20 protein-coding genes are annotated in these 18,982 nt (G+C 43.4%); 4 read left to right on the plus strand and 16 right to left on the minus strand.

Annotated elements, in window-relative coordinates:
- Nucleotides 1–253 precede the first annotated feature (253 nt).
- The 11 genes from isdG to ES896_RS04435 all read right to left on the minus strand — a co-directional run bounded on the left by isdG (nucleotide 254) and on the right by ES896_RS04435 (nucleotide 10,529).
- Nucleotides 254–1,375, minus strand: a complete 1,122-nt coding sequence (gene isdG, locus ES896_RS20385) for a heme oxygenase (RefSeq protein WP_046526783.1) — start codon at nucleotides 1,373–1,375, stop codon at nucleotides 254–256.
- 1 nt (nucleotide 1,376) lies between these two features.
- A complete protein-coding gene (locus ES896_RS04390; protein WP_008345586.1) occupies nucleotides 1,377–2,390 on the minus strand; it encodes a FecCD family ABC transporter permease in 1,014 nt (337 codons plus the stop codon).
- Nucleotides 2,387–3,325, minus strand: a complete 939-nt coding sequence (locus tag ES896_RS04395) for an ABC transporter substrate-binding protein (protein ID WP_017358683.1) — start codon at nucleotides 3,323–3,325, stop codon at nucleotides 2,387–2,389. Before ES896_RS04395 ends, ES896_RS04390 begins: the two co-directional genes overlap by 4 nt.
- Nucleotides 3,326–3,343: 18 nt before the next feature.
- Nucleotides 3,344–4,093, minus strand: coding sequence for a class B sortase (srtB, locus tag ES896_RS04400; protein WP_135226462.1), 750 nt, complete (start codon nucleotides 4,091–4,093; stop codon nucleotides 3,344–3,346).
- Nucleotides 4,094–4,119: 26 nt separating this feature from the next.
- Nucleotides 4,120–4,890 (minus strand): ABC transporter ATP-binding protein, encoded by a 771-nt coding sequence (locus ES896_RS04405; RefSeq protein ID WP_135226463.1) that lies wholly within the window; start codon nucleotides 4,888–4,890, stop codon nucleotides 4,120–4,122.
- Nucleotides 4,877–5,863 carry a FecCD family ABC transporter permease gene (locus ES896_RS04410; RefSeq protein WP_017368325.1) on the minus strand — a complete coding sequence of 329 codons (987 nt, stop codon included), beginning with the start codon at nucleotides 5,861–5,863 and terminating at the stop codon, nucleotides 4,877–4,879. The genes ES896_RS04405 and ES896_RS04410 overlap by 14 nt, the downstream gene beginning before the upstream one ends.
- A 33-nt stretch (nucleotides 5,864–5,896) precedes the next feature.
- Entirely contained in the window at nucleotides 5,897–6,784 is an 888-nt protein-coding gene (gene isdE, locus ES896_RS04415) for a heme ABC transporter substrate-binding protein IsdE (RefSeq protein ID WP_135226464.1), read from the minus strand.
- A gap of 76 nt (nucleotides 6,785–6,860) precedes the next feature.
- Nucleotides 6,861–8,669 carry an NEAT domain-containing protein gene (locus ES896_RS04420; RefSeq protein WP_135226465.1) on the minus strand — a complete coding sequence of 603 codons (1,809 nt, stop codon included), beginning with the start codon at nucleotides 8,667–8,669 and terminating at the stop codon, nucleotides 6,861–6,863.
- 19 nt (nucleotides 8,670–8,688) lie between these two features.
- Nucleotides 8,689–9,345 carry a heme uptake protein IsdC gene (gene isdC / locus ES896_RS04425; RefSeq protein WP_035702537.1) on the minus strand — a complete coding sequence of 219 codons (657 nt, stop codon included), beginning with the start codon at nucleotides 9,343–9,345 and terminating at the stop codon, nucleotides 8,689–8,691.
- Between the two features lie 20 nt (nucleotides 9,346–9,365).
- Nucleotides 9,366–9,824: an NEAT domain-containing protein gene (locus ES896_RS04430; protein ID WP_058337097.1), complete on the minus strand. Its 459-nt coding sequence runs from the start codon at nucleotides 9,822–9,824 to the stop codon at nucleotides 9,366–9,368.
- 372 nt (nucleotides 9,825–10,196) lie between these two features.
- The gene (locus tag ES896_RS04435) at nucleotides 10,197–10,529 is read right to left on the minus strand and encodes a winged helix-turn-helix transcriptional regulator (protein ID WP_007497926.1); all 333 of its coding nucleotides are present in this window, start codon (nucleotides 10,527–10,529) and stop codon (nucleotides 10,197–10,199) included.
- A 179-nt stretch (nucleotides 10,530–10,708) separates the two neighbouring features.
- On the opposite strand from ES896_RS04435, the gene ES896_RS04440 reads away from it, so the two are divergent.
- The 4 genes from ES896_RS04440 to fosM all read left to right on the plus strand — a co-directional run bounded on the left by ES896_RS04440 (nucleotide 10,709) and on the right by fosM (nucleotide 13,906).
- A complete protein-coding gene (locus tag ES896_RS04440; protein WP_017358676.1) occupies nucleotides 10,709–11,602 on the plus strand; it encodes a VOC family protein in 894 nt (297 codons plus the stop codon).
- Entirely contained in the window at nucleotides 11,580–12,341 is a 762-nt protein-coding gene (locus ES896_RS04445; RefSeq protein ID WP_008345606.1) for a GTP cyclohydrolase II, read from the plus strand. Before ES896_RS04440 ends, ES896_RS04445 begins: the two co-directional genes overlap by 23 nt.
- Complete coding sequence (gene ribD / locus ES896_RS04450) at nucleotides 12,328–13,419, plus strand: bifunctional diaminohydroxyphosphoribosylaminopyrimidine deaminase/5-amino-6-(5-phosphoribosylamino)uracil reductase RibD (RefSeq protein ID WP_135226466.1); 1,092 nt, start codon at nucleotides 12,328–12,330, stop codon at nucleotides 13,417–13,419. The genes ES896_RS04445 and ribD overlap by 14 nt, the downstream gene beginning before the upstream one ends.
- 64 nt (nucleotides 13,420–13,483) lie before the next feature.
- On the plus strand, nucleotides 13,484–13,906 hold the full coding sequence (fosM, locus tag ES896_RS04455; RefSeq protein WP_135226467.1) for a FosM family fosfomycin resistance protein: 423 nt from the start codon (nucleotides 13,484–13,486) through the stop codon (nucleotides 13,904–13,906).
- Between the two features lie 967 nt (nucleotides 13,907–14,873).
- Here fosM and ES896_RS04460 read toward each other — a convergent pair.
- The 5 genes from ES896_RS04460 to ES896_RS04480 form a co-directional block, all read right to left on the minus strand.
- Nucleotides 14,874–15,728, minus strand: a complete 855-nt coding sequence (locus ES896_RS04460; protein ID WP_135226468.1) for a polysaccharide deacetylase family protein — start codon at nucleotides 15,726–15,728, stop codon at nucleotides 14,874–14,876.
- Nucleotides 15,729–15,793: 65 nt separating this feature from the next.
- Nucleotides 15,794–16,123 (minus strand): PTS sugar transporter subunit IIA, encoded by a 330-nt coding sequence (locus ES896_RS04465; RefSeq protein WP_008345614.1) that lies wholly within the window; start codon nucleotides 16,121–16,123, stop codon nucleotides 15,794–15,796.
- Nucleotides 16,124–16,142: 19 nt separating this feature from the next.
- Nucleotides 16,143–16,466: a PTS sugar transporter subunit IIB gene (locus tag ES896_RS04470; protein WP_008345616.1), complete on the minus strand. Its 324-nt coding sequence runs from the start codon at nucleotides 16,464–16,466 to the stop codon at nucleotides 16,143–16,145.
- A 12-nt stretch (nucleotides 16,467–16,478) separates the two neighbouring features.
- Nucleotides 16,479–17,912 carry a glycoside hydrolase family 1 protein gene (locus ES896_RS04475; protein ID WP_135226469.1) on the minus strand — a complete coding sequence of 478 codons (1,434 nt, stop codon included), beginning with the start codon at nucleotides 17,910–17,912 and terminating at the stop codon, nucleotides 16,479–16,481.
- Nucleotides 17,909–18,973 (minus strand): mannonate dehydratase, encoded by a 1,065-nt coding sequence (locus tag ES896_RS04480; protein WP_135226470.1) that lies wholly within the window; start codon nucleotides 18,971–18,973, stop codon nucleotides 17,909–17,911. The genes ES896_RS04475 and ES896_RS04480 overlap by 4 nt, the downstream gene beginning before the upstream one ends.
- Nucleotides 18,974–18,982 lie beyond the last annotated feature (9 nt).

Raw genomic sequence — 18,982 nt, forward strand, 5'->3', positions numbered from 1 at the left:
CTATTTGTTCAATGATTCACAAGCGGAAGTCCATTTGATATAGTTCACTAGGTGAAATTTTACTCTTGATTTTCATTCGGTTAGTTATTTATACCTGTACTTTACACCCATGCGCTTCAAAAATAAAGTAAATTTTACCTAAAATTTGGATGGGATTGTGTCAGTTGTTTGAATACTTTGTCAAAAATATGTGACGGAAAGAGACAATCACAAAAAAATAGCGCTGCTTCTTCGCTGCAGCGCTTTTGAATATTTAGGCTTTTTTCTGTAAAGCAGGTCTTGTCACTTGCACTTCATAGTACGTAATTTTGTTTTTTAACAGGCCTTCAGGTTTCGCCTTTCCATGAGCGTGCGCATCACCAAATGCCTGAGATTTTGTCCAATTCACAAAGTCTTCTTTTCGATTCCAGCGGGTATGAATGGTCACTTCATCGTAATCAGTTGTCTGCTGAGTGACCCATACTTCCATTCCTAAAAAACCTTCCATAAATTCTACTTGCCCCTGCTTGTTAAACCGTTTAACAAGGTGGTCGGCACTGCCTTTTTCTACTCTTACTTGGTTATTTACAATAATCATGTTTGGTTCATCTCCCTTTTGTTGTTGAATGGAGGCAATGGGGATAATGAGTGGATGCGGTCCGTCTAAGTGAACCTCCGCCTGAATCCCAAAAACCTCCTTGAAAAAGTCTTCTGTTAACACTTCATTTGGTGAGCCAATTTGATGCACCTGACCTCGCTTCATAGCAATGAGACGGTCACAATATTTTGCGGCCTGCTGCAAGTCATGGAGAACCATTAAAATGGTGATGCCATGTGTTTGATTCAGCTGTTTGAGCAGCTCCAGTAATTCAAGCTGATGCGCAATGTCTAAATAAGTGGTTGGCTCATCCAGAATGATAGTCTCTGTCTTCTGAGCCAGTGCCATTGCAATATATGCCTTTTGTCTTTCTCCGCCTGATAATGTATGGAGCATTCTGTTTTCATTGGTGCGGCTATTCGTCACCTCAAGCGCCCACTCAATCGCTTCATGATCTGACGTGGTGCTTTTTTTCCAGATGGAACGATGCGGACTGCGTCCAAGTGCGACCAGCTCACGTACTGTCATCGATGGAATGGCGGTTCTTGTTTGCATGAGAACTGCCACCTCCTTGGCGATCTCCTGTGCCGTCATCTCTTTTTGTGGGATGTCGTGAATGTAAATCATGCCGCTTTCGATTGAGGTCAGTCGTGCGGCCGCTTTGATAAAAGTCGACTTACCTGACCCATTCGGGCCAATGATTCCGGTCACACTCCCTTTAGGAACAGCTGCTGAAATGGAAGACAGCCGAAAGCCGCCTTGACTGAGACTCACGTCATCCATTGCAATGACATCCATCTTAACCCCTCCCTTTCTTTTTTAATAAATAGAGGAAGAAAGGTGCACCGATGCAGGCAAGCAAGATCCCTACAGGCAATTCAACCGGTGTAAACCAGACCCGTGCCGCTGTATCGGCAAAGACCACAAGCACGCCCCCTCCAAGCATTGAAATCGGCAGCAAATACCGGTAGTCATCTCCGATTAAAAGACGGATAAAATGGGGTACAACAAGCCCGACAAAACCGATTAAACCGCTGACACTGACAGCTGCTCCAGCTAAAAGAGCGGCCAGCGCAATGAGAAAAAATCGAGTCCGCTCTACTCGAAGGCCCAATAGCTGAGCCGATTCATCGCCAAGCAAAAGGAGATTGGACGGTTTAATGGCGAAAAAACAAAGACATAATCCAGCCAGCGCATATGGCGACACAAAGCTAAGATGATGCCAGCTCCGCCCGTTTAATCCCCCTGATAGAAAAGGCAAAACAGCCTGCACACGCTCACTGTAAAGCACCATAAACCCATTCATCACCGCACCAAGCAAGGCATTGACGGCAACACCTGCCAAGATCAATTTAAGCGGTGAAACCCCTTGATCAAATGACAGCATATACACGACAAGAGCTGCTAATAAGGCGCCCAGAAAAGCGGCTGCCGGAAGCAAATACGTGAATTGCGGAAGAACAATCATGCTGAGGACAGCAGCTAACCCGCCGCCCGCAGTCACACCAATGATTCCAGGGTCAGCCAGTGGATTTCGGACAACTCCTTGTAAAATCGCTCCTGATGCTGCGAGACAGGCCCCAACGAGAAAACCAATGAGCACACGCGGCAACCGTAAATCCATGACAATTTTTTCATGAACAGGCAGACCTGATCCCGTGAACACAGCCATTAAATCCGTCAGCGACAATTGGACAGAACCTACCGCAAGTCCTAGACAGACGCCCACACATAAAGAGAGGAACAATCCTGGTAACAGCCATTTTCGTCTTGACTGCCTTTTTTGAAAATCTAGTTCTGCATTCATCTTCATGATGACAATCGCTTCAATTTCTTCTCTAATTCATCGATCGCTCTGATGACTTCTGCGCCTGGATTTGTCCCAAATAGGTCACTTGGCAGAATCTCAACGTGTCCATTTTTGACAGCTGATACATCGTGCCACGCCGCATTTTGCTTCATTTCACTCATAAAGCCTGCTTTGACATCTTCAGGATTACTGTGTGTCATCAGCAAAATGAGATCCGGATCGGCCTCGATTACCTTTTCTGCATTGATTTGTGCATATTGCGGAAACTTTTCGAGTGCTGGTTCGTTTTCAGCAATATTCGCCCCACCAGCGATCCGCAGCAGATCACCACTTAAAGATTGTGGAAGTGCCGCCATATATGTGCCGGGCGCACCATATACAACGAGTGTCTTTACTTTTTTCTCAGGCTGCTTCACTTGCTTAATCCGCTGATCGATTTGAGCATTGAGCGCTTTTGCCTTTTGCTGCTTTCCAAGTAAATCACCAAATAAAGTAACTTGACGCTGGATGTCCTTCACTGAGTTGGCACTTGTCAAAAGAAGCTGTGAACCAATCCCTTCTATAGTAGAGATATCCTTGCTGTTTAATGATTCATTCCCAAGCACCACATCGGGCTTTAAGCTCGTGATCAACTCGACATCAAATTGATGGGTTGTGCCAATTGATTGTACGGACTTTGCCTTTTGTAGATTGTCTGGCAATTCGGCAGTTGGCCGGCCGACAACCTGGCCACCTAAGGCATAAATGATGCTCATGTCGCCAGTTGACAACGAGACGATCCGTTCAGGTGATTCATGAAACGATAATGTTCTGCCGGCAAAATCCTGAATGTTGAGCGCACCTTGCTTGCTCTCATTCTCGACAGGCGCCGCCTGGCTGCATCCGCCGAGGAGAAGCACGACGACGAGTCCTGCCCAAATCACATGTAAACATTTCAACCGTCTGTCTCTCCTTTTCTAGTAAACTTTCTTTAGCTTCGCCTGTACCACGAGACGCTTGTTTTTAGGTGCCAGCACGTGATCACAGGTCGATAATGTGAGAATCAAGTCATCTGTGGATACGTCTGTTTTCGTTTGATAGATGGACTTCTTACGCACAGCTTGCAAGTAGTGCGCATATTCACCAAGATCCTGAAAATCAGTCTGAATATAATCGAAATCGACTGTCGTCTCATACACAGCAAAAATCTCTGCTTCATAGCTTTGGTACAGCGTATCGTACTGAAATGTGCGATGATCTTGGAAGAAATCTTTTTTCAAATAGTTTGTGAGACCAGCAAACATAGACCCATCCCTCATCCGATGACCGTACACCACTGTATTGGGACTTTCATGCAAGACGTCATTACGATAATCCATAAAGATACTGCCTGCCCGTGTGTCATCCTTTACATAATTACGAGTTAAATAGAATGAATTATCGTTTGACTGAACAATTGGATACTGAATCATCGTGTCCTTCATATCAATCCAACCGACAATGTCTTCATTCACCTTTCGCAAATCATCAAATGACTGACGAATTTCTCCAGGTTTTCGCTGTTTCATTCCATCCTCGTGTGTGTAAAGTGTCTGAGCCTTTGCAAGCACCTGACGATTTTGATAATAGCCAAAGAGCTCCAAGCCAATGGCAGTACCGCTATATAGGAAAACACCTAAACAGACGATCGTCAGCATTCGCTGCCCGATCCTTTTCCCTCGTTTCACACTGTCTCACCTGCTTTTTGCACAACTTATATGCCTACAGGCACGATATACATCCCTGTTTCTGCATCCTGCTTAATTGTGACGGACACATGATAAATGTGCCGCACCATTTCTTCGGTTAACACATCATTGGGCCGCCCTTCGCGGATAATTTGTCCATCTTTCATGGCGATGATGACATCACTATAGCGAATCGCCTGATTCATATCGTGCAGGACCATCACGATGGTTAATCCATGCTCGACATTGAGCTCTCGAATGAGCTCCAGAATGTCAAATTGATAATACATATCCAAATAAGTCGTCGGTTCATCTAAGAAAAGGATCGGTGTTTTTTGCGCTAAAGCCATCGCAATCCATACACGCTGCCGTTCTCCGCCTGACAATGAGGCGAGTGGCATCTTTCGCTTATCCGTCAGCTTGGTACAGGACAGCGCCCACTCGATTGCTTTCTCATCTTCTTCCTTGTCACTGCCGCGCATCGTTTGGTAGGGCGTTCTCCCAAATGCCACGACTCGTTCGATCGTTAAATCGAGCGGCGCTTCATTTTGCTGATGTACGACTGCCAGCTTTCTCGCGAGTTCCCTTGGCTTGAACGCATTCAGCTCTTGTCCATCTAAATGAATCTGTCCTTTATGTGGACAATGGTTATGTGCCATCAAGGAAAGCAGCGTGGATTTGCCCGAGCCATTTGGACCGATAATGGTCGTGATTTTTCCTTTTTCGATCTTCGTGGTGACCGATTGAACAATGTCCCTCTGTCGATCATAGGAAAACGACACCTCACGAATGTCCATGCAGACGATCCCCCCTTCTTAATAAAAAGATCAGAAACGGTCCGCCAATGACAGCCATGATTGTAGAAGCAGGGATTTCATTTGGTGCCACAAGCGTTCTGCCGAGCGTATCAGCCGTCAAAATGAGCAAGGCCCCGCTTAACGCAGAAAATGGAATCAGTACCCGGTGGTCAGAGCCGACGAGCCTTCTAGAGATATGGGGAATGAGCAAACCGACAAAGGCAATCACGCCCGCTACCGCAGCAGTCACCGCTGCTAATAACACCGCCGTGATTGAAATCAAAAGGCGCATTCTGGTCACACGCAATCCTAAGTTTTTCGCCGTCTTATCTTGAAGGGCAAGCAAGTTACACCATCTGCTAAAGAAAAGCGCAACCACAAGCCCAATAAGGCCATAGACACCGATTAAACGGACATCTCCCCACGTTTTCATCGTCAGATTCGACTGCCCCGACTGATTAATGGTGATATTGAAATAGCTGCAAATGGTCACAAACGCTTCTGCCATCCCTGTAAACATGGCATTGATGGCGATCCCCACCAGAATCATTCGAATCGGGCTTAAGCCGCCTTTCCAAGACAACACGTATACGAGGAAGCAGGCAATTGCCCCGCCTAAAACTGAAAATAAAGGAGAGTAGAAATAAAATTGAGGAAGCGCTGTAATTGCCATTAAAGAAAAGAAGCTAGCTCCCGATGAAATACCAATAACACCGGCATCTGCTAATGGATTCCTCATCACAGACTGCAAGAGGACACCGGAGACAGATAAAGCCGCCCCTGTAAACATCGCAATGAGCATGCGGGGGATTCTTAAATCTTTAATGATTTCTACCTGTGCATGTTGACCGGTCATAAGCCCTTCCAATAATTCAATCGGTGTAACATGAATGCTCCCCGTAATGGCGGAATAAATAAATACGCCGGCTAGTAAGAGACTGACTATCAGAAATAAAATCCCTGTTTTTTTCATCTTGAACGTCCTTTTATCATTAAGATTCGCCACTTATGACGGGTACAACATACGAGTTAATTCATCTAATGCCTCTGCTGCCTTTAAGTTGCCTGTTGTCCCGAATAAGCTTTCTTCGAGGTCGTACACCCGGTCTTGTTTGACCGCATTAAAATGTTTCCAAATATCATTTGTTTTAAATTCTTGATCAAACATTTTGACGACTTCATCCGGCATCCCATGTGCGGCTCGAAGAATGATATCTGGATTGGCTTTTTGTAAATACTCCGTATTGGATGCCAAATACTCCATTTTCTCACCTTTTACGATGTTCTTTCCTCCTGCAATACGCACAAGATCACCGATATAGGAATTCTCTGTTGCCACTAAATAACTGCCTGGTACACCAAGCAAAATGAGAACGGATGGCTTCGTCTTTCCCTTCGTTCTCTCTTGTATGTCTTTCTTTTTTTGTTCAAAATCATCCACAATGCGTTTCGCTTGTGTCTTTCTATCATATTTTTCTCCAAGCTTTGTGATGGCGTTCTCCATCTTGTCCAGGCTCTCAAGGTTGAGGTATGTCGCAGGGACAGAAGCTTGTTGAAAAGGCGTTTCTAAATCATATTGAAGGGTCGTGACAGACAGGACATCTGTCGGTTGAAGTGATTGGATGATTTCCATATCCGGGCTCATTGGGTTACCGACTGCTGGGAGTCCTTTGTATCGAGCCGGCAAGGATTTTTGACTTGTTGGCACCCCGACAAGATCCACCTCTAGCGCATCCATGATCTCAGCAGCAGCTACAGTCGTTGCCACAATGCGGGCACTTGATGCTGCGCTTTTTTTGCCTTTCGCTGAGCTTTCAGCTGATTGTGAGCAGCCTGCTAGGAGGACGCACACACATAGAGCAGTAATCAGGGTACATAACATTCGATGCTTCAAAAAACAAAAGCCTCCTTTCGAAAAAAGAGAGTGGGTGCGCCGAGATGAATGGCACACCTCACTTAAAATAGATTCTTTATCTTGTACGAGTTTGATACTTTCTGACGAGCACGAATAGTGATCCGCCGAATAAAAGAATGTACACCCAAAGAAGTGAAGTATCTCCTGTTTTTGGGTTCAGCTGACCTTTCTCAGACTTGGTTTGGTCATCTGATGGCGTAAAGGTCATCTGCTCTGCACCCGTTTCCTCAGGGGCGAGATTCGCAAGCTGGTTTGGTTGAGAATCGTGATCATTCGGATTTTTCACAAAGCCGATGCTCTCATCGTCTCCGATCACCGTCGCAATTCCGCTTCCTTCACCACTTGCGATGCCTTTCGTATCATAGACAAGTTTGACATCGTACTGCTCATGATAATTTGCAGCTGGAATGTCAATTTTCACGCGTGCTGCCTGATCACTACTCAAACTTTTTGCTTCATATTGAATCACTCGTGTATCTGCTTTTTGATCAGCCTTTGCAACTAGCGTCTCTTCAAATTTACCGCCGGTTCCTACTTGGAACGACGTGATGGCTGAGCTGTTCTTCACAGTGTATGAAACGAAATGGCGGCCATTTTTCACCACCAATGTCGCAGGGCTCACGACGTAATCGTTCATGCGAGAAAGCTCATCTTTGTCTGCTTTCTTCATTGAAAAAGGAAGCTTGTACACCCCGTCTTTTAGCTGAACTGTCTCTTGATTCGTTCCGCCGTTCGTTGTGTCTGGTGCTGGTTTATTTGGTTTTGGTGTTTCTGGTGTAGCCGGTGTTTCTTCCTCTATTTGACCGTCCTTCAGTGGAACGATACTTTTTGAATCAAATTGAAAACGAATATCGTACGTTTGATCATAGTGAGCGGCTGCTACTACAATGTGTACTTTTCCGTTAACTGCTTTTTTCAGATCAGATACTTCAAATGAAACCACTCTTGTGTTCTTTGCTTGATCTGTGCTCACGTTTTTCACTTCTTGATAAGAACCGTTTTTCTCTATTTTCAAAGAATCAACTGACGTATGATCCTTCACCGTAAAGGAAACGGTTTGCGTTCCATTTTTAACGGTTAACGATGCTGGATGTGAGAAGTATTGGCTCATCCGAGATGCCTCATCCTCATCGCCCTTCAGCACACTGTAGTTGATACGATACACACCATCTTTTAATTGGTTCTGCGTCGAATCAACTGGTGTTGTGCCGTTTTGATCATCTGGCTTTGTTTCGCTGTCGCCTGGTGTTGTGCCGTTTTGATCATCTGGCTTTGTTTCGCTGTCGCCTGGTGTCGTGCCGTTTTGATCATCTGGCTTTGTTTCGCTGTCGCCTGGCGTCGTACCGTTTTGATCATCAGGTGTTGTTTCACTATCGTCTGGCTTCGCAGGCGTGACAAGTGTGAGACTGCTCTCGTCGAAAGCGAGCTGTACGTCATACGCCTCATCATAAATAAAGCCGCCTAAGTCCCAGTAAATTTTGACCCAGCCATTTAATTTGGCTGATACATCGGCTACATCAAATTTGATCACACGCGTATTCGCTGTCTCATCTTCACTGACCGTTTCAGTGGTGACGAGAGAGCCATTTTGTTCGACCTTGAAATCTGTGATTTCTTTGCTTTGCTTCAGTGTAAGATAGGCAGTCGTCTTACCATTTTCGATGACGAGCTTAGCTGGCTTTTCTGTATACGTATCCATCATGGATGCTTCAGTGCTACCATTTTTTAAAATGGTGAATCCTGCTGTATATTCACCATCAGCCAATGATGCCGCCTGAGCCGTTCCTTGAGGCAGCTGAAACGCAGTCAACAAACTGAATAAAACGAGCAGAATAGCTGTCTGTAGATGAAAAAGACGTTTCAAAAGATGACACTTCCTTCCGTTAATGCTTGATGATCCACTTTCTCGCTAAAAACCCGCCTGAACATAAGACAAGCACAAGGAGCCATCCCATCTGGCTTGTATCACCAGTTTGAGGATTTTCTTCTTGTTTTGTTTTGGTGGATGAATCAGTTGTTTTGGTTGTTTCTTTTGATGATTCTTGATGTTTTGCTGCACCTGCTGTTTCTTTTGAACTGTCAGAAGAAAGTGACTTGATGCTGCTTTCATCGAATTTCAGCTGGATGGTATAGTCGTGATCATAATCAGCCGATTTGACTGTGACATGGATTTTTGACTTGATTGGTTTAGACAAACTCTGTGCTTGGAATTGAACAAGCCTTGTATTGGCTTTCTTATTCGTTGATAGGACCGTCGTATCGACATAGCCACCATTTCCCGGCACTTTAAATTCCGTTACCCAGCTGCTGTTTTTAATGGTCATTTGCACAGTCAGCTTGCCATTTTTCACGATCACTTTTGCCGGCTTCAGCCAGTAATCATTTGCCATCGAAACGGCAGTTCCTTCGGCCTTCATCACAGTGTAATTGACGGAGTATGTACCATCATTTAATGAGGCAGCCTGTGCATTTGAAAAAGGCAGTATAAGTGCCAGCAATAATGCAGCCACAAAGGCTGGCATCCTGATCCATTTTTTCATCAGATGAATTTCCTCCCTTTTTATTGAACAGTTGCTGCATCAAACTTGACGCGAATATCGTAATTGCCTGTATATCCAATGACCGGTACAGTCACACTCACTTTAGCTGGTACAACATCTGTCAGGCTGTTGACATTGAACTCTACCGTTCTCTTGTTGGCAGCTGCGTTTGTACTGATCACCTTCGCATCTTTGTAGACACCTTGATCCAATGTTTTAAAGCTTGTAATCCAAGAGCTGTTCGTTAACGTGACTTGCGCTTTGATTTTTCCGTCCTTCACAACAAGCTTAGCTGGTTTTTCAAAATACGTATTTGCTGTTGACGTTGAATCACTGTCTGCTTTCCATACCACATATTGTGCTGAATATTGACCATCTGCTAAGCCTGCTGCTGAGGCAGAGCTAACCGGGGCTAGAGCAAACAATAGAACAAAGCTAAAGAATAATAAGACGTGTGATGCTGAACGAAGTGATTTCATATATATCCTCCTAATTGATATTGATAATTATTCTCAATAGATAATAAAAAAAATAACCTTTATCAGCGTATGAATCACACTCATAAATGATTATGATAATCATTATCAATTGAGTTTAAAAAATAAATCTTTGCTTTCGACAAGTCAAAGATGTCTGCTGCTACATGATGTAGTGATACACGGTTTAGGTAATCTGTCCCATTCATGATACCATGGCATAACCTCCCCCATTCCATTACAGGGAAAAGAACCCTCTTCTCCTTGATATTATATGATGAATGAAATTATTGTCAACATCATTTTTCATACTATTGACTTAGATTTCTGGAAAATCACAAAAAAAAATCGATCAGGGACACTGATCGAAGTCGATTAAGAAGGGACATGTTCACCCTTTTCACTATTTTTTCGCTCTAAAGACCAAGCATACATTTCCCGTATGACTGGTTCAATTTTCTTTCCTTGTTCTGTTAGTTCATATTCAATCCGCACTGGAATGTCGGGATATACTTTTTTCTCAACAAGTCCTTCAGCTTCTAAATCTTTCAGCCTTTCTGATAATAACCGTCCGCTGATGTTCATTTCATTTTCTAGCTGACAAAAACGTTTTGGCCCTGTCAAAAGCTGATTGATGATGAGAATCACCCACTTCTTCCCTAAAATCTCCATGGCATCTGTAATTGGGCAGCCATCTACTTGAGCCATACTTTACTCCCTCCTGCTTTTCTCTACTTTTTTTCATTATAACATAATTAATTACTTGAAATAAGTCACTAACTATTATATAGTTTAGTTACTAAAAGTAACAAGGTAATCATTTTTATCAATTTTCAATAAACCATTGAACATACAGATGCATATAACATGAAGGAGATGACCGAGCTTTGAATACAATAGAGCAGGTAAGATTAGGTGTAACAGAATTACATGTGTCCAGCTTTGAGCGTTCTTTGCCTTTTTATACAGACATTTTAGGTTTTACTTTATTAGAACAGACGGATTCTACTGTCACGCTTGGCAGCAACGCAAAGGAACCAATCCTTGTGCTGAAAGAAGATGTGCAGCTGAAAGAGAAGCCGGATCATGAGCCAGGACTTTATCATTTTGCGGTTTTATTACCTACCAGAAAAAACCTGGGCACATGGCTGGCGCATGTGATCAAAAAAGGCTATCCTTTAATTGGAGCAAGCGATCACTTTTTCAGTGAAGCCATTTATTTAAGTGATCCAGATGGCATCGGCGTTGAGATTTATGCTGATCGTCCTCAGGACATATGGGTAGGTGAGCATGGAGAGCTGAAAGGTGGCGGAAATGCCCCGCTTGATGGAGATGGTCTCCTGCAAGAAGCCGCTGATTCCACCTGGGAAGGACTGCCGGCTGGTACAATCATGGGACACTTGCATTTCCATCTCAACCCAGAAGAAGCCGATTCCTTTTATGTGAACACGCTCGGTTTTCATATCCGAATGGCTCCCCCAGCCAGCTTATTCGTTGCTGGTGGCGTCTATCATCACCACCTTGCCTTTAATGCATGGGGACGCGGGAGAAAAGGAGCCATTGATCCACGTTTTTCAGGAATTAGAAGCTATACACTGGTTTTCCCAAAAGAAGACGATAGAACATCCGTCGTCGAACGTCTGACAAAAGCAGGTGTTCACATGAACACGACAGGAAAAAGCAACGAATTTATTGATCCATTTGGCGTTCTCGTTCGTTTACAGATTGAAGAAACAGACAAAAAAGAAGGTGTAGAATATGGACAAACACACAGAGGTTAAAACAGCTATTTTAAAAGATAAAATCAAACGAGTACAGCAAGAAGACGGATTTATATATATCACTGGACCTATTAAACTGCCAGTGAATTTAGACGGTAGAACGGTCATGTTTAACTGGTATTCATGGTTAAAAGACGATGGGAAAGAACCATTATCAGATGAAGCTTTAATCGAAAGCCTTTCCTCCCGTGAGCTTGCAGATCACCAGCAATCAAGTGTCCTTGTTTACGGAGATTTCGAACATGCGGATGAAGCGCTGATCCGCATGCATTCCATCTGCCACACCGGCGATATTTTCGGAAGCAAACGCTGTGATTGTGGGTTCCAATTGAAACAGTCTATGCGAATGATTGAGGACAATGGAGCAGGCGCACTGTTTTATTTAGCCAACCATGAAGGACGCGGGATCGGTCTTTTCAGTAAAGCCATGGCCTACATCTTGCAAGAAAACGGCTACGATACAGTAGAAGCAAACGAAGCACTAGGCTTTGAAGATGATACACGTCAATATGAAGAAGCGATTGCTGTTCTTCAAACATTGCGTACAAAGCCAGTCAGACTTATTACCAATAATCCGAAAAAGACGGATGCTATCAGTCATGCAGGCCTTTCTCTTTCTGGACGGATTCCACTTTGGGGTGATGTCTCTGAGTTCAATGAAAAATACTTGCAGACAAAAATTAACCGCTCAGGCCATATGAAGGCGGATCAAGAGGTGCGTACGATTGCCACATCATGAGCGATATATGAAACTAGCCCTTGAAAATGCCGAAGCAATGAAAGGTCAGACATCTCCCAATCCGCTCGTCGGGGCTGTGATTGTGCGAGAAAATGAAATTGTTGGGGTCGGGGCGCATATGAAGGCCGGCGAACCACATGCAGAAATTCATGCGCTCAAAATGGCTGGAGAGAAGGCAAAAGGTGCCACGATCTATGTGACACTAGAGCCTTGTTCCCACCATGGCCGCACAGGCCCATGCGCTGAAGCACTTGTGAAAGCTGGCGTAGAAAAAGTTGTCGTTGCTGCACTAGATCCGAACCCGCTTGTTGCCGGGCGTGGGATTGCCATTTTACAAGATGCAGGCATTCAAGTCATCACAGGCGTCATGGAGCAGGAATCCATTCTCATGAATGAAGTGTTCAACCACTTTATTACGAAAAAAACGCCTTTCGTGACACTCAAAGCAGGCATTACGTTAGACGGAAAAATTGCATCTGCTACGTCTGACAGCAAGTGGATTACATCAGAAACGTCCCGTTATGATGCACATCACATTCGCAGTATCAACGATGCCATCTTGGTCGGTGCGCAAACTGTCATTCACGACGATCCTTCATTAACAGCACGCATTCCAAACGGTCATCATCCGATTCGAATTGTCTTAGACTCTAAACTGTCTATCCCGCTGACAGCAAAGGTGGTCACGGATCAAATGGCGCCAACATGGATCTTTACAACAAAACAAGCCGATGAAGAAAAACGAGCCGCTTTAGAAGCAGCTGGCGTCAGCGTCATCATGACGGATAGCGATATCCGGGTGCCCTTACAAGAAGTACTTCAAGTGCTCGGAGAAAGAAATATCTCCTCCCTGATGATTGAAGGCGGCGGACAAATCAATGCCTCATTTTTAGAGCAGCAGCTGGTCGATAAACTCGTCATCTACATGGCGCCCAAGCTCATTGGCGGACGACTCTCTCCTTCTTTTTTCGGAGGCGAAGGCATACGCCTCATGAGTGATGCAATTGAACTCGATCAACTCACTCTTGAACCACTCGGAAAAGATATAAAGATAACGGGTTATCCTGTTTATCAATAAACAACAAAGCTTGTAGATTGAGTCTGCAAGCTTTTTTCTCATCATTGAATTTGAGGTGATTAAATTGAACATCAAAGGAATAAACCATTTATTATTTTCTGTTTCTGATTTAGAGACATCTATTGATTTTTACACAAAGGTCTTTAATGCCAAATTGTTAACAAAGGGCAGAACGACAGCTTACTTTGATTTGAACGGCCTGTGGCTTGCCCTCAATGTAGAAAAAGACATTCCTCGTCAAGACATCCATCACTCTTACACACACATCGCTTTTTCTATTGATGAGGAGGATGTAGATCCAACGTATAACAAACTAAAAGATTTGAACGTCAACATCTTACCAAGCCGGCCAAGAGACGAAAGAGATCAGAAGTCGATTTATTTCACAGACCCTGATGGACATAAATTTGAATTTCATACAGGAACCTTGAAAGATCGATTGGATTATTACAAACTAGAGAAAACACATATGGAGTTTTATGAATGAAACGCAAAGAAAAACAGAGAGGAAACAACAAGGTGCTATTCGTCATTAAATAGGAAAGATGGTAAAATATACATAGAAACGTGTTGCAAACAATAGTCCTCCCCCCTTCCATACTAAAGGTGTTTTTATGCCTAGAAAGAAGGGGTCGGTTTAAGAACAAGACTTGTGCGTTCACGCGTTGAGAGACGCAAAAACAAAAAGAAAAAAGCTTGTACCTGTAAGTACAAGCTTTGGTTCCTTATCTTAAATTCAATCCGAACTCTAGTCCAGTTCATCATATGGATTTTAGATAAGAGAACGTTCTGAATGAACCCTTAAGATGATAATGAAAAATAAAGCGGCACCTTCATTACCCCTAGTCAAGGTAATGCTGGTTCTATCTCGTTTCTGTTTTTTGGAGGGCTGCTTTATTTTTTCATATTATTTCAGTTTATTCCTCACATTTTAAATTTATACATAGAAAAAGCACACGGTAGTCAGCCGAGTGCCCAAATTAAATTTCTTTTCAGTTGTATGGTGAACGTTCAAGAAATTCACCTTGAAGCTCTCGTGCTTCAGTTTGAAAACTAGTTCAACTTAGTCCGAGTTGAACAAAAAACTTGTGCAACAATATGTTACCATAAGTAACAATTTGTTACCATAGTTAAGCTTATTTTTTAATCTTACTTATTCATTTCAAATGCAGAATTTTCATTATTTCAAATAAATTATACAGCTTTTTGTTATGCAATGAATCAAATATACTGAACAACACTCAAAATAACTTTCAAGTATAATAACCTGTACTTTTCTTCTAAGCCCTCCTACTTTCTATTGGCAATTGTAAGACCTTATTAAGTTAAATAAAAAAGAATCAGTATATAAAAAACTGATTCTTTCTGCATACATTTATCTCAAACAAATCGTATTTAATCCACGAAACGTGTCGTAAAATGTTTCATGTGAAACATCTGTGATCTAATATTGATCAATTTCCCTCTATCAGCCTGCCAAAGCTTTCGGGTGAAAGTCCCGGTGAAATGCGCAGGCGGTGTAAGGACATCATGCCTTGTTCCTTTTTCGCATGTCCTGGTTCAGTGGTCACAGCCATTTCATATCCTGCTTCCTTCGTCAGCTTCAGTGTGTCTTCGTTATAGCGACCGACCGGATAGCTGACCATGACCGTTTGTTGAGAAAACCGCTGGTCAAAGAATACCTTCGATCCTTTTAATTCTTCTTCCTGCTGCTTCTGTGATAAACGATTGAGCTCTAAATGATGAATGGTGTGACTCTCTATTGAAATACCATGCGCCACCATATCATCCATTTGGGCATCGGTTAAATGATGCGGGCGGCCAATGGACTGCTCGATCATAAAAATCGTGGCTTTCATTCCATATTCCTTTAAAATCGGAAATGCCTTTGTGTAGTTATCCGTATATCCATCGTCAAATGTGATAAGAACATACTTTTCACTTGGTGTCGAATTGGTCGCGAGAACTTGATATGCCTCTTTCGGCGACAGCGTGACATAGCCGTTGTCTTTCAGCCATTTCATATGAGCTGCAAATTCGCTTTTTGGCACACGTAACGAATTACCGCTAGAGATACTGTGATACATCAAGATTGGAAGCGCAACGGGTTCCTTTTGCTGAATCCAGTTTTGTTTGTCTATCTCTGCTGCTTCAATTTGCTGCGTTTCTGTTGTTTCTTTCGTTTGTACTTGACCCTTTACCTCTTTGATGGCTTGCTGGTTTCCTTCTGTTTGCTGTTTCGTACCCATACAGCCCGAAATGAGCAGCATGACTAAACCAACTGCAAGCCACATACATGTTTTTTTCATTCACCAATCCTGCTTTCTCTTTATCTACCGAATGATTATAACAGAAATTGGTTAATAACTGATATCTATTTTGACAGGGTATTCATTTTTTTACACATTTCGATCATTTCGATGGCGAGCAGATGAATGGTCTCTGTTGTGAGCATTTGGTCTTCTGCATGTATGAGCAGTAAAGAAAAGGGAAGCTGTTCCCCCGCCGCCTCTTTTTGTATCAGCGACAAGTGCAGGTCATGGATGCTTCGAAACGCTTCCTCCCCTTTTTCAATCAACTGCTGCGCTGCTTCAAAGTCATCCGCTCTTGCTAGACGAATGGCTTCTACATAATGGCTTCGTGCCTCACCTGCATGGGCAATGATTTGAAAGGCTGCTCCCTGCATTTCCTCTAATACCGTCATCTGCTTCTCCTCCGATTGCTCAAGATTCATTTGCTAGTTTCAGTGCATGTTCTAGAATTTTTTCTCCATTCGCTGTTCCATATAATCTTACATTTACCACATCGACAGGTATATGATAAGGTGCCGCTGTTTTTTCTGCTGCCTTTCTCATAAAACTAACTTGCGGTCCTAGCAAAATGACCTTTACATCGTCCCCATGCTCTTCTAATTCATCCGCAATGGCCCCTTCAGGTATCGCATAAATTTCATAATCCAGCCCTTTTCCTTCTGCGGCTGCCTTCATTTTAGATACCACAATCGACGTCGACATTCCTGCTGCACAAGCGAGAATGATTCGCTTCATATCCCATCACTCCTATTGATAAATGACATCTGGTTCATCCCTTAATTTCCTCGTTTGGATTAATGTCTTGTACCAGTACCCTGACGCTTTCATCTGACGATTCCGTTCATTCTCCAGCTGGATCTCTACTAATCCGTAGCGATTCTTGAATGCATTCATCGGTGAGACATTATCCGTAAAAGCCCACAGCATATATCCCTTGCAGTTTGAACCTTCTTTTTTCGCTTGAAGGGCTTTTTTCAAATGCTGGCTGATAAATGAAATTCGGTACTGATCATCAATGATGCCGTCTTCGTTTTTAAACCGCTCTTCCTGCTCGACCCCCATACCGTTTTCAGCCACAAACCACTCGATATTGCCGTATTCTTCTTTTATTCTCATGCCCATATCATAGACGATATTCGGATAGATTTCCCAGCCTCTGAATGGATTCATTTTTCTCCCTGGGAGCTCAAATAGATCGTAATAATAAGATGGATGAAACGGTGTATTTTCGTTCCAAGCCTTGCTAGGTGCCTTAACGCGATGCGGATAGTATAAATTAAGACCGACCACATCGACTGTATGATCTTTAATGATCTGAAGCTCTTCTTCCGTTGCATCGAAAAGAATGTCATGCTTTTTCAATACATCAAGCAGTTCTTCTGGATACTCGCCTTTAATGGAGGGATCTAAGAACACTCGATTAAAAAACAAGTCATACATGCGGGCAGCTTCTTGATCATGCGACGCAGTCGATCTCGCATACGTCACTTCTGGATTGAGAATGACCCCGATTTTTGCACCGGCTGATTCCTTCAAGCCCATTTCCTGAAACAGCTTCACCACTTTTGCTGTCGCCAAGGCTTTATGATAGTTCCACTGCATCCACTTCTTCGTATTTTGCTCGAAAGGATAACGAATAGCATCTAGATACACACGAGTCTGAACAACAATTGGTTCATTAAAGGTAAACCAATGTTTGACCCGGTCTCCATAGCGTTCAAACACTTTTTCTGCATAAAGAACAAACAGCTCGACAACATGTTTAGATGACCAGCCGCCGTACTTTTCAAGTAAAACGGCAGGAAGCTCATAATGCTCTAAGCAAAACATTGGCTCTACACCTGCTTCAAGTAATTCATTGATGAAATCATCAATATAACGAGCATAGGCCTCATCTACAATTCCATTCTCGTAATCTATGAGAAACCTCGACCAATTGATCGATGTCCGGTAATGAGATAACCCAATTTCCTTCATAAGGGCGACATCTTCAGGATAGCGCTCGTAAAAATTCGTTGCTCCCGCTGGTCCGTATCCTTCATGCCATACGTGATACCCCTCCTTATACCAAAGGTCTATATACGAATCCTGATGCGGTTTCTTCCCTTTCCAACCCTCTGTCTGCCAAGCAGAAGCCGCAGCACCTAGAATAAAGTCATTGGGTATGTCGATTTTGTTCATGTTGCCACCTGACCTTTCTTCGTGTGAATTTGAAGTCCTTCCCACATCCCTTGTAAATACATAGCTCCAAGTGCCCGGTCGTATAATCCATAGCCAGGTCTGCCCGTCTCACCAAAGATCATTCGTCCATGATCTGGCCGGACATAGCCAGCAAATCCTTCCTTAAACAATGCGTTCACAATCGCTCCCATATCGAGGCTGCCTGCTGACGACAGGTGTGCCGACTCTTCAAAATCACCGTTTTCATACAAATTGACATTGCGTAAATGAGCAAAGTGTATACGCCCTTTTTTGGCATACTTTCTCGCAAGTGCAGGAACATCATTTTTCGCATTACAGCCTAGGGAACCGGAACAAAAGGTCAGTCCATGCTGTGAGCGTTCATCGAGCTGAAGGATACGATCTATTTGTTCTTCACAACTGACAATGCGGGGTAGACCAAATATGTTCCAAGGAGGGTCATCTGGATGCAGTGCCATGTTCATGTTCTCTTCCGCTGCAACTGGAAGGATATTTCCCAAGAAATAGTCTAGGTTCTCAAACAACCCTTCCACACCCAATGCCCTGTATGCAGACATCAACTTTCTCATTTCTTCCTGCGTATAAGACGTATCCCACCCTGGTAAGGAAAGTTGATCTTTTTCTATATCCATCTGTTCAAGCTGATGCTGAAAATAAACAAGAGTCGTCGATTGATCAGCTAGTGGGAAATCGAGCTGTGTTCGTGTCCAATCAAGGACTGGCATGAAGTTATAACAAATGACCTTCACACCATGCCTTGCTAATCGCCGGATATTTTCTTGATAATGCTCGATATAAACATCCCGGCTAGGCTTTCCCAGCTTAATATCTTCATGGACCGGGAGACTTTCTACGACTTCAAAAGCAAGATCGTGACGTTCGATTTCCGCTTTTAAATGAGCAATACTTTCCTCCGGCCACAGATCGCCAGCCGGCACATCATAGACGGCACTGACAATCCCTTTCAAGCCGGGAATTTGCCGAATATATGAAAGGGAGACAGGATCTTCTTTGCCATACCATCTAAATTGCATGTTCATTCATGAGCC

The sequence above is a fragment of the Bacillus sp. 005/A4HT-01/001 genome (assembly GCF_004634445.1).
In the GTDB taxonomy this organism is placed as follows: Bacteria; Bacillota; Bacilli; order Bacillales; family Bacillaceae; genus Bacillus; species Bacillus altitudinis.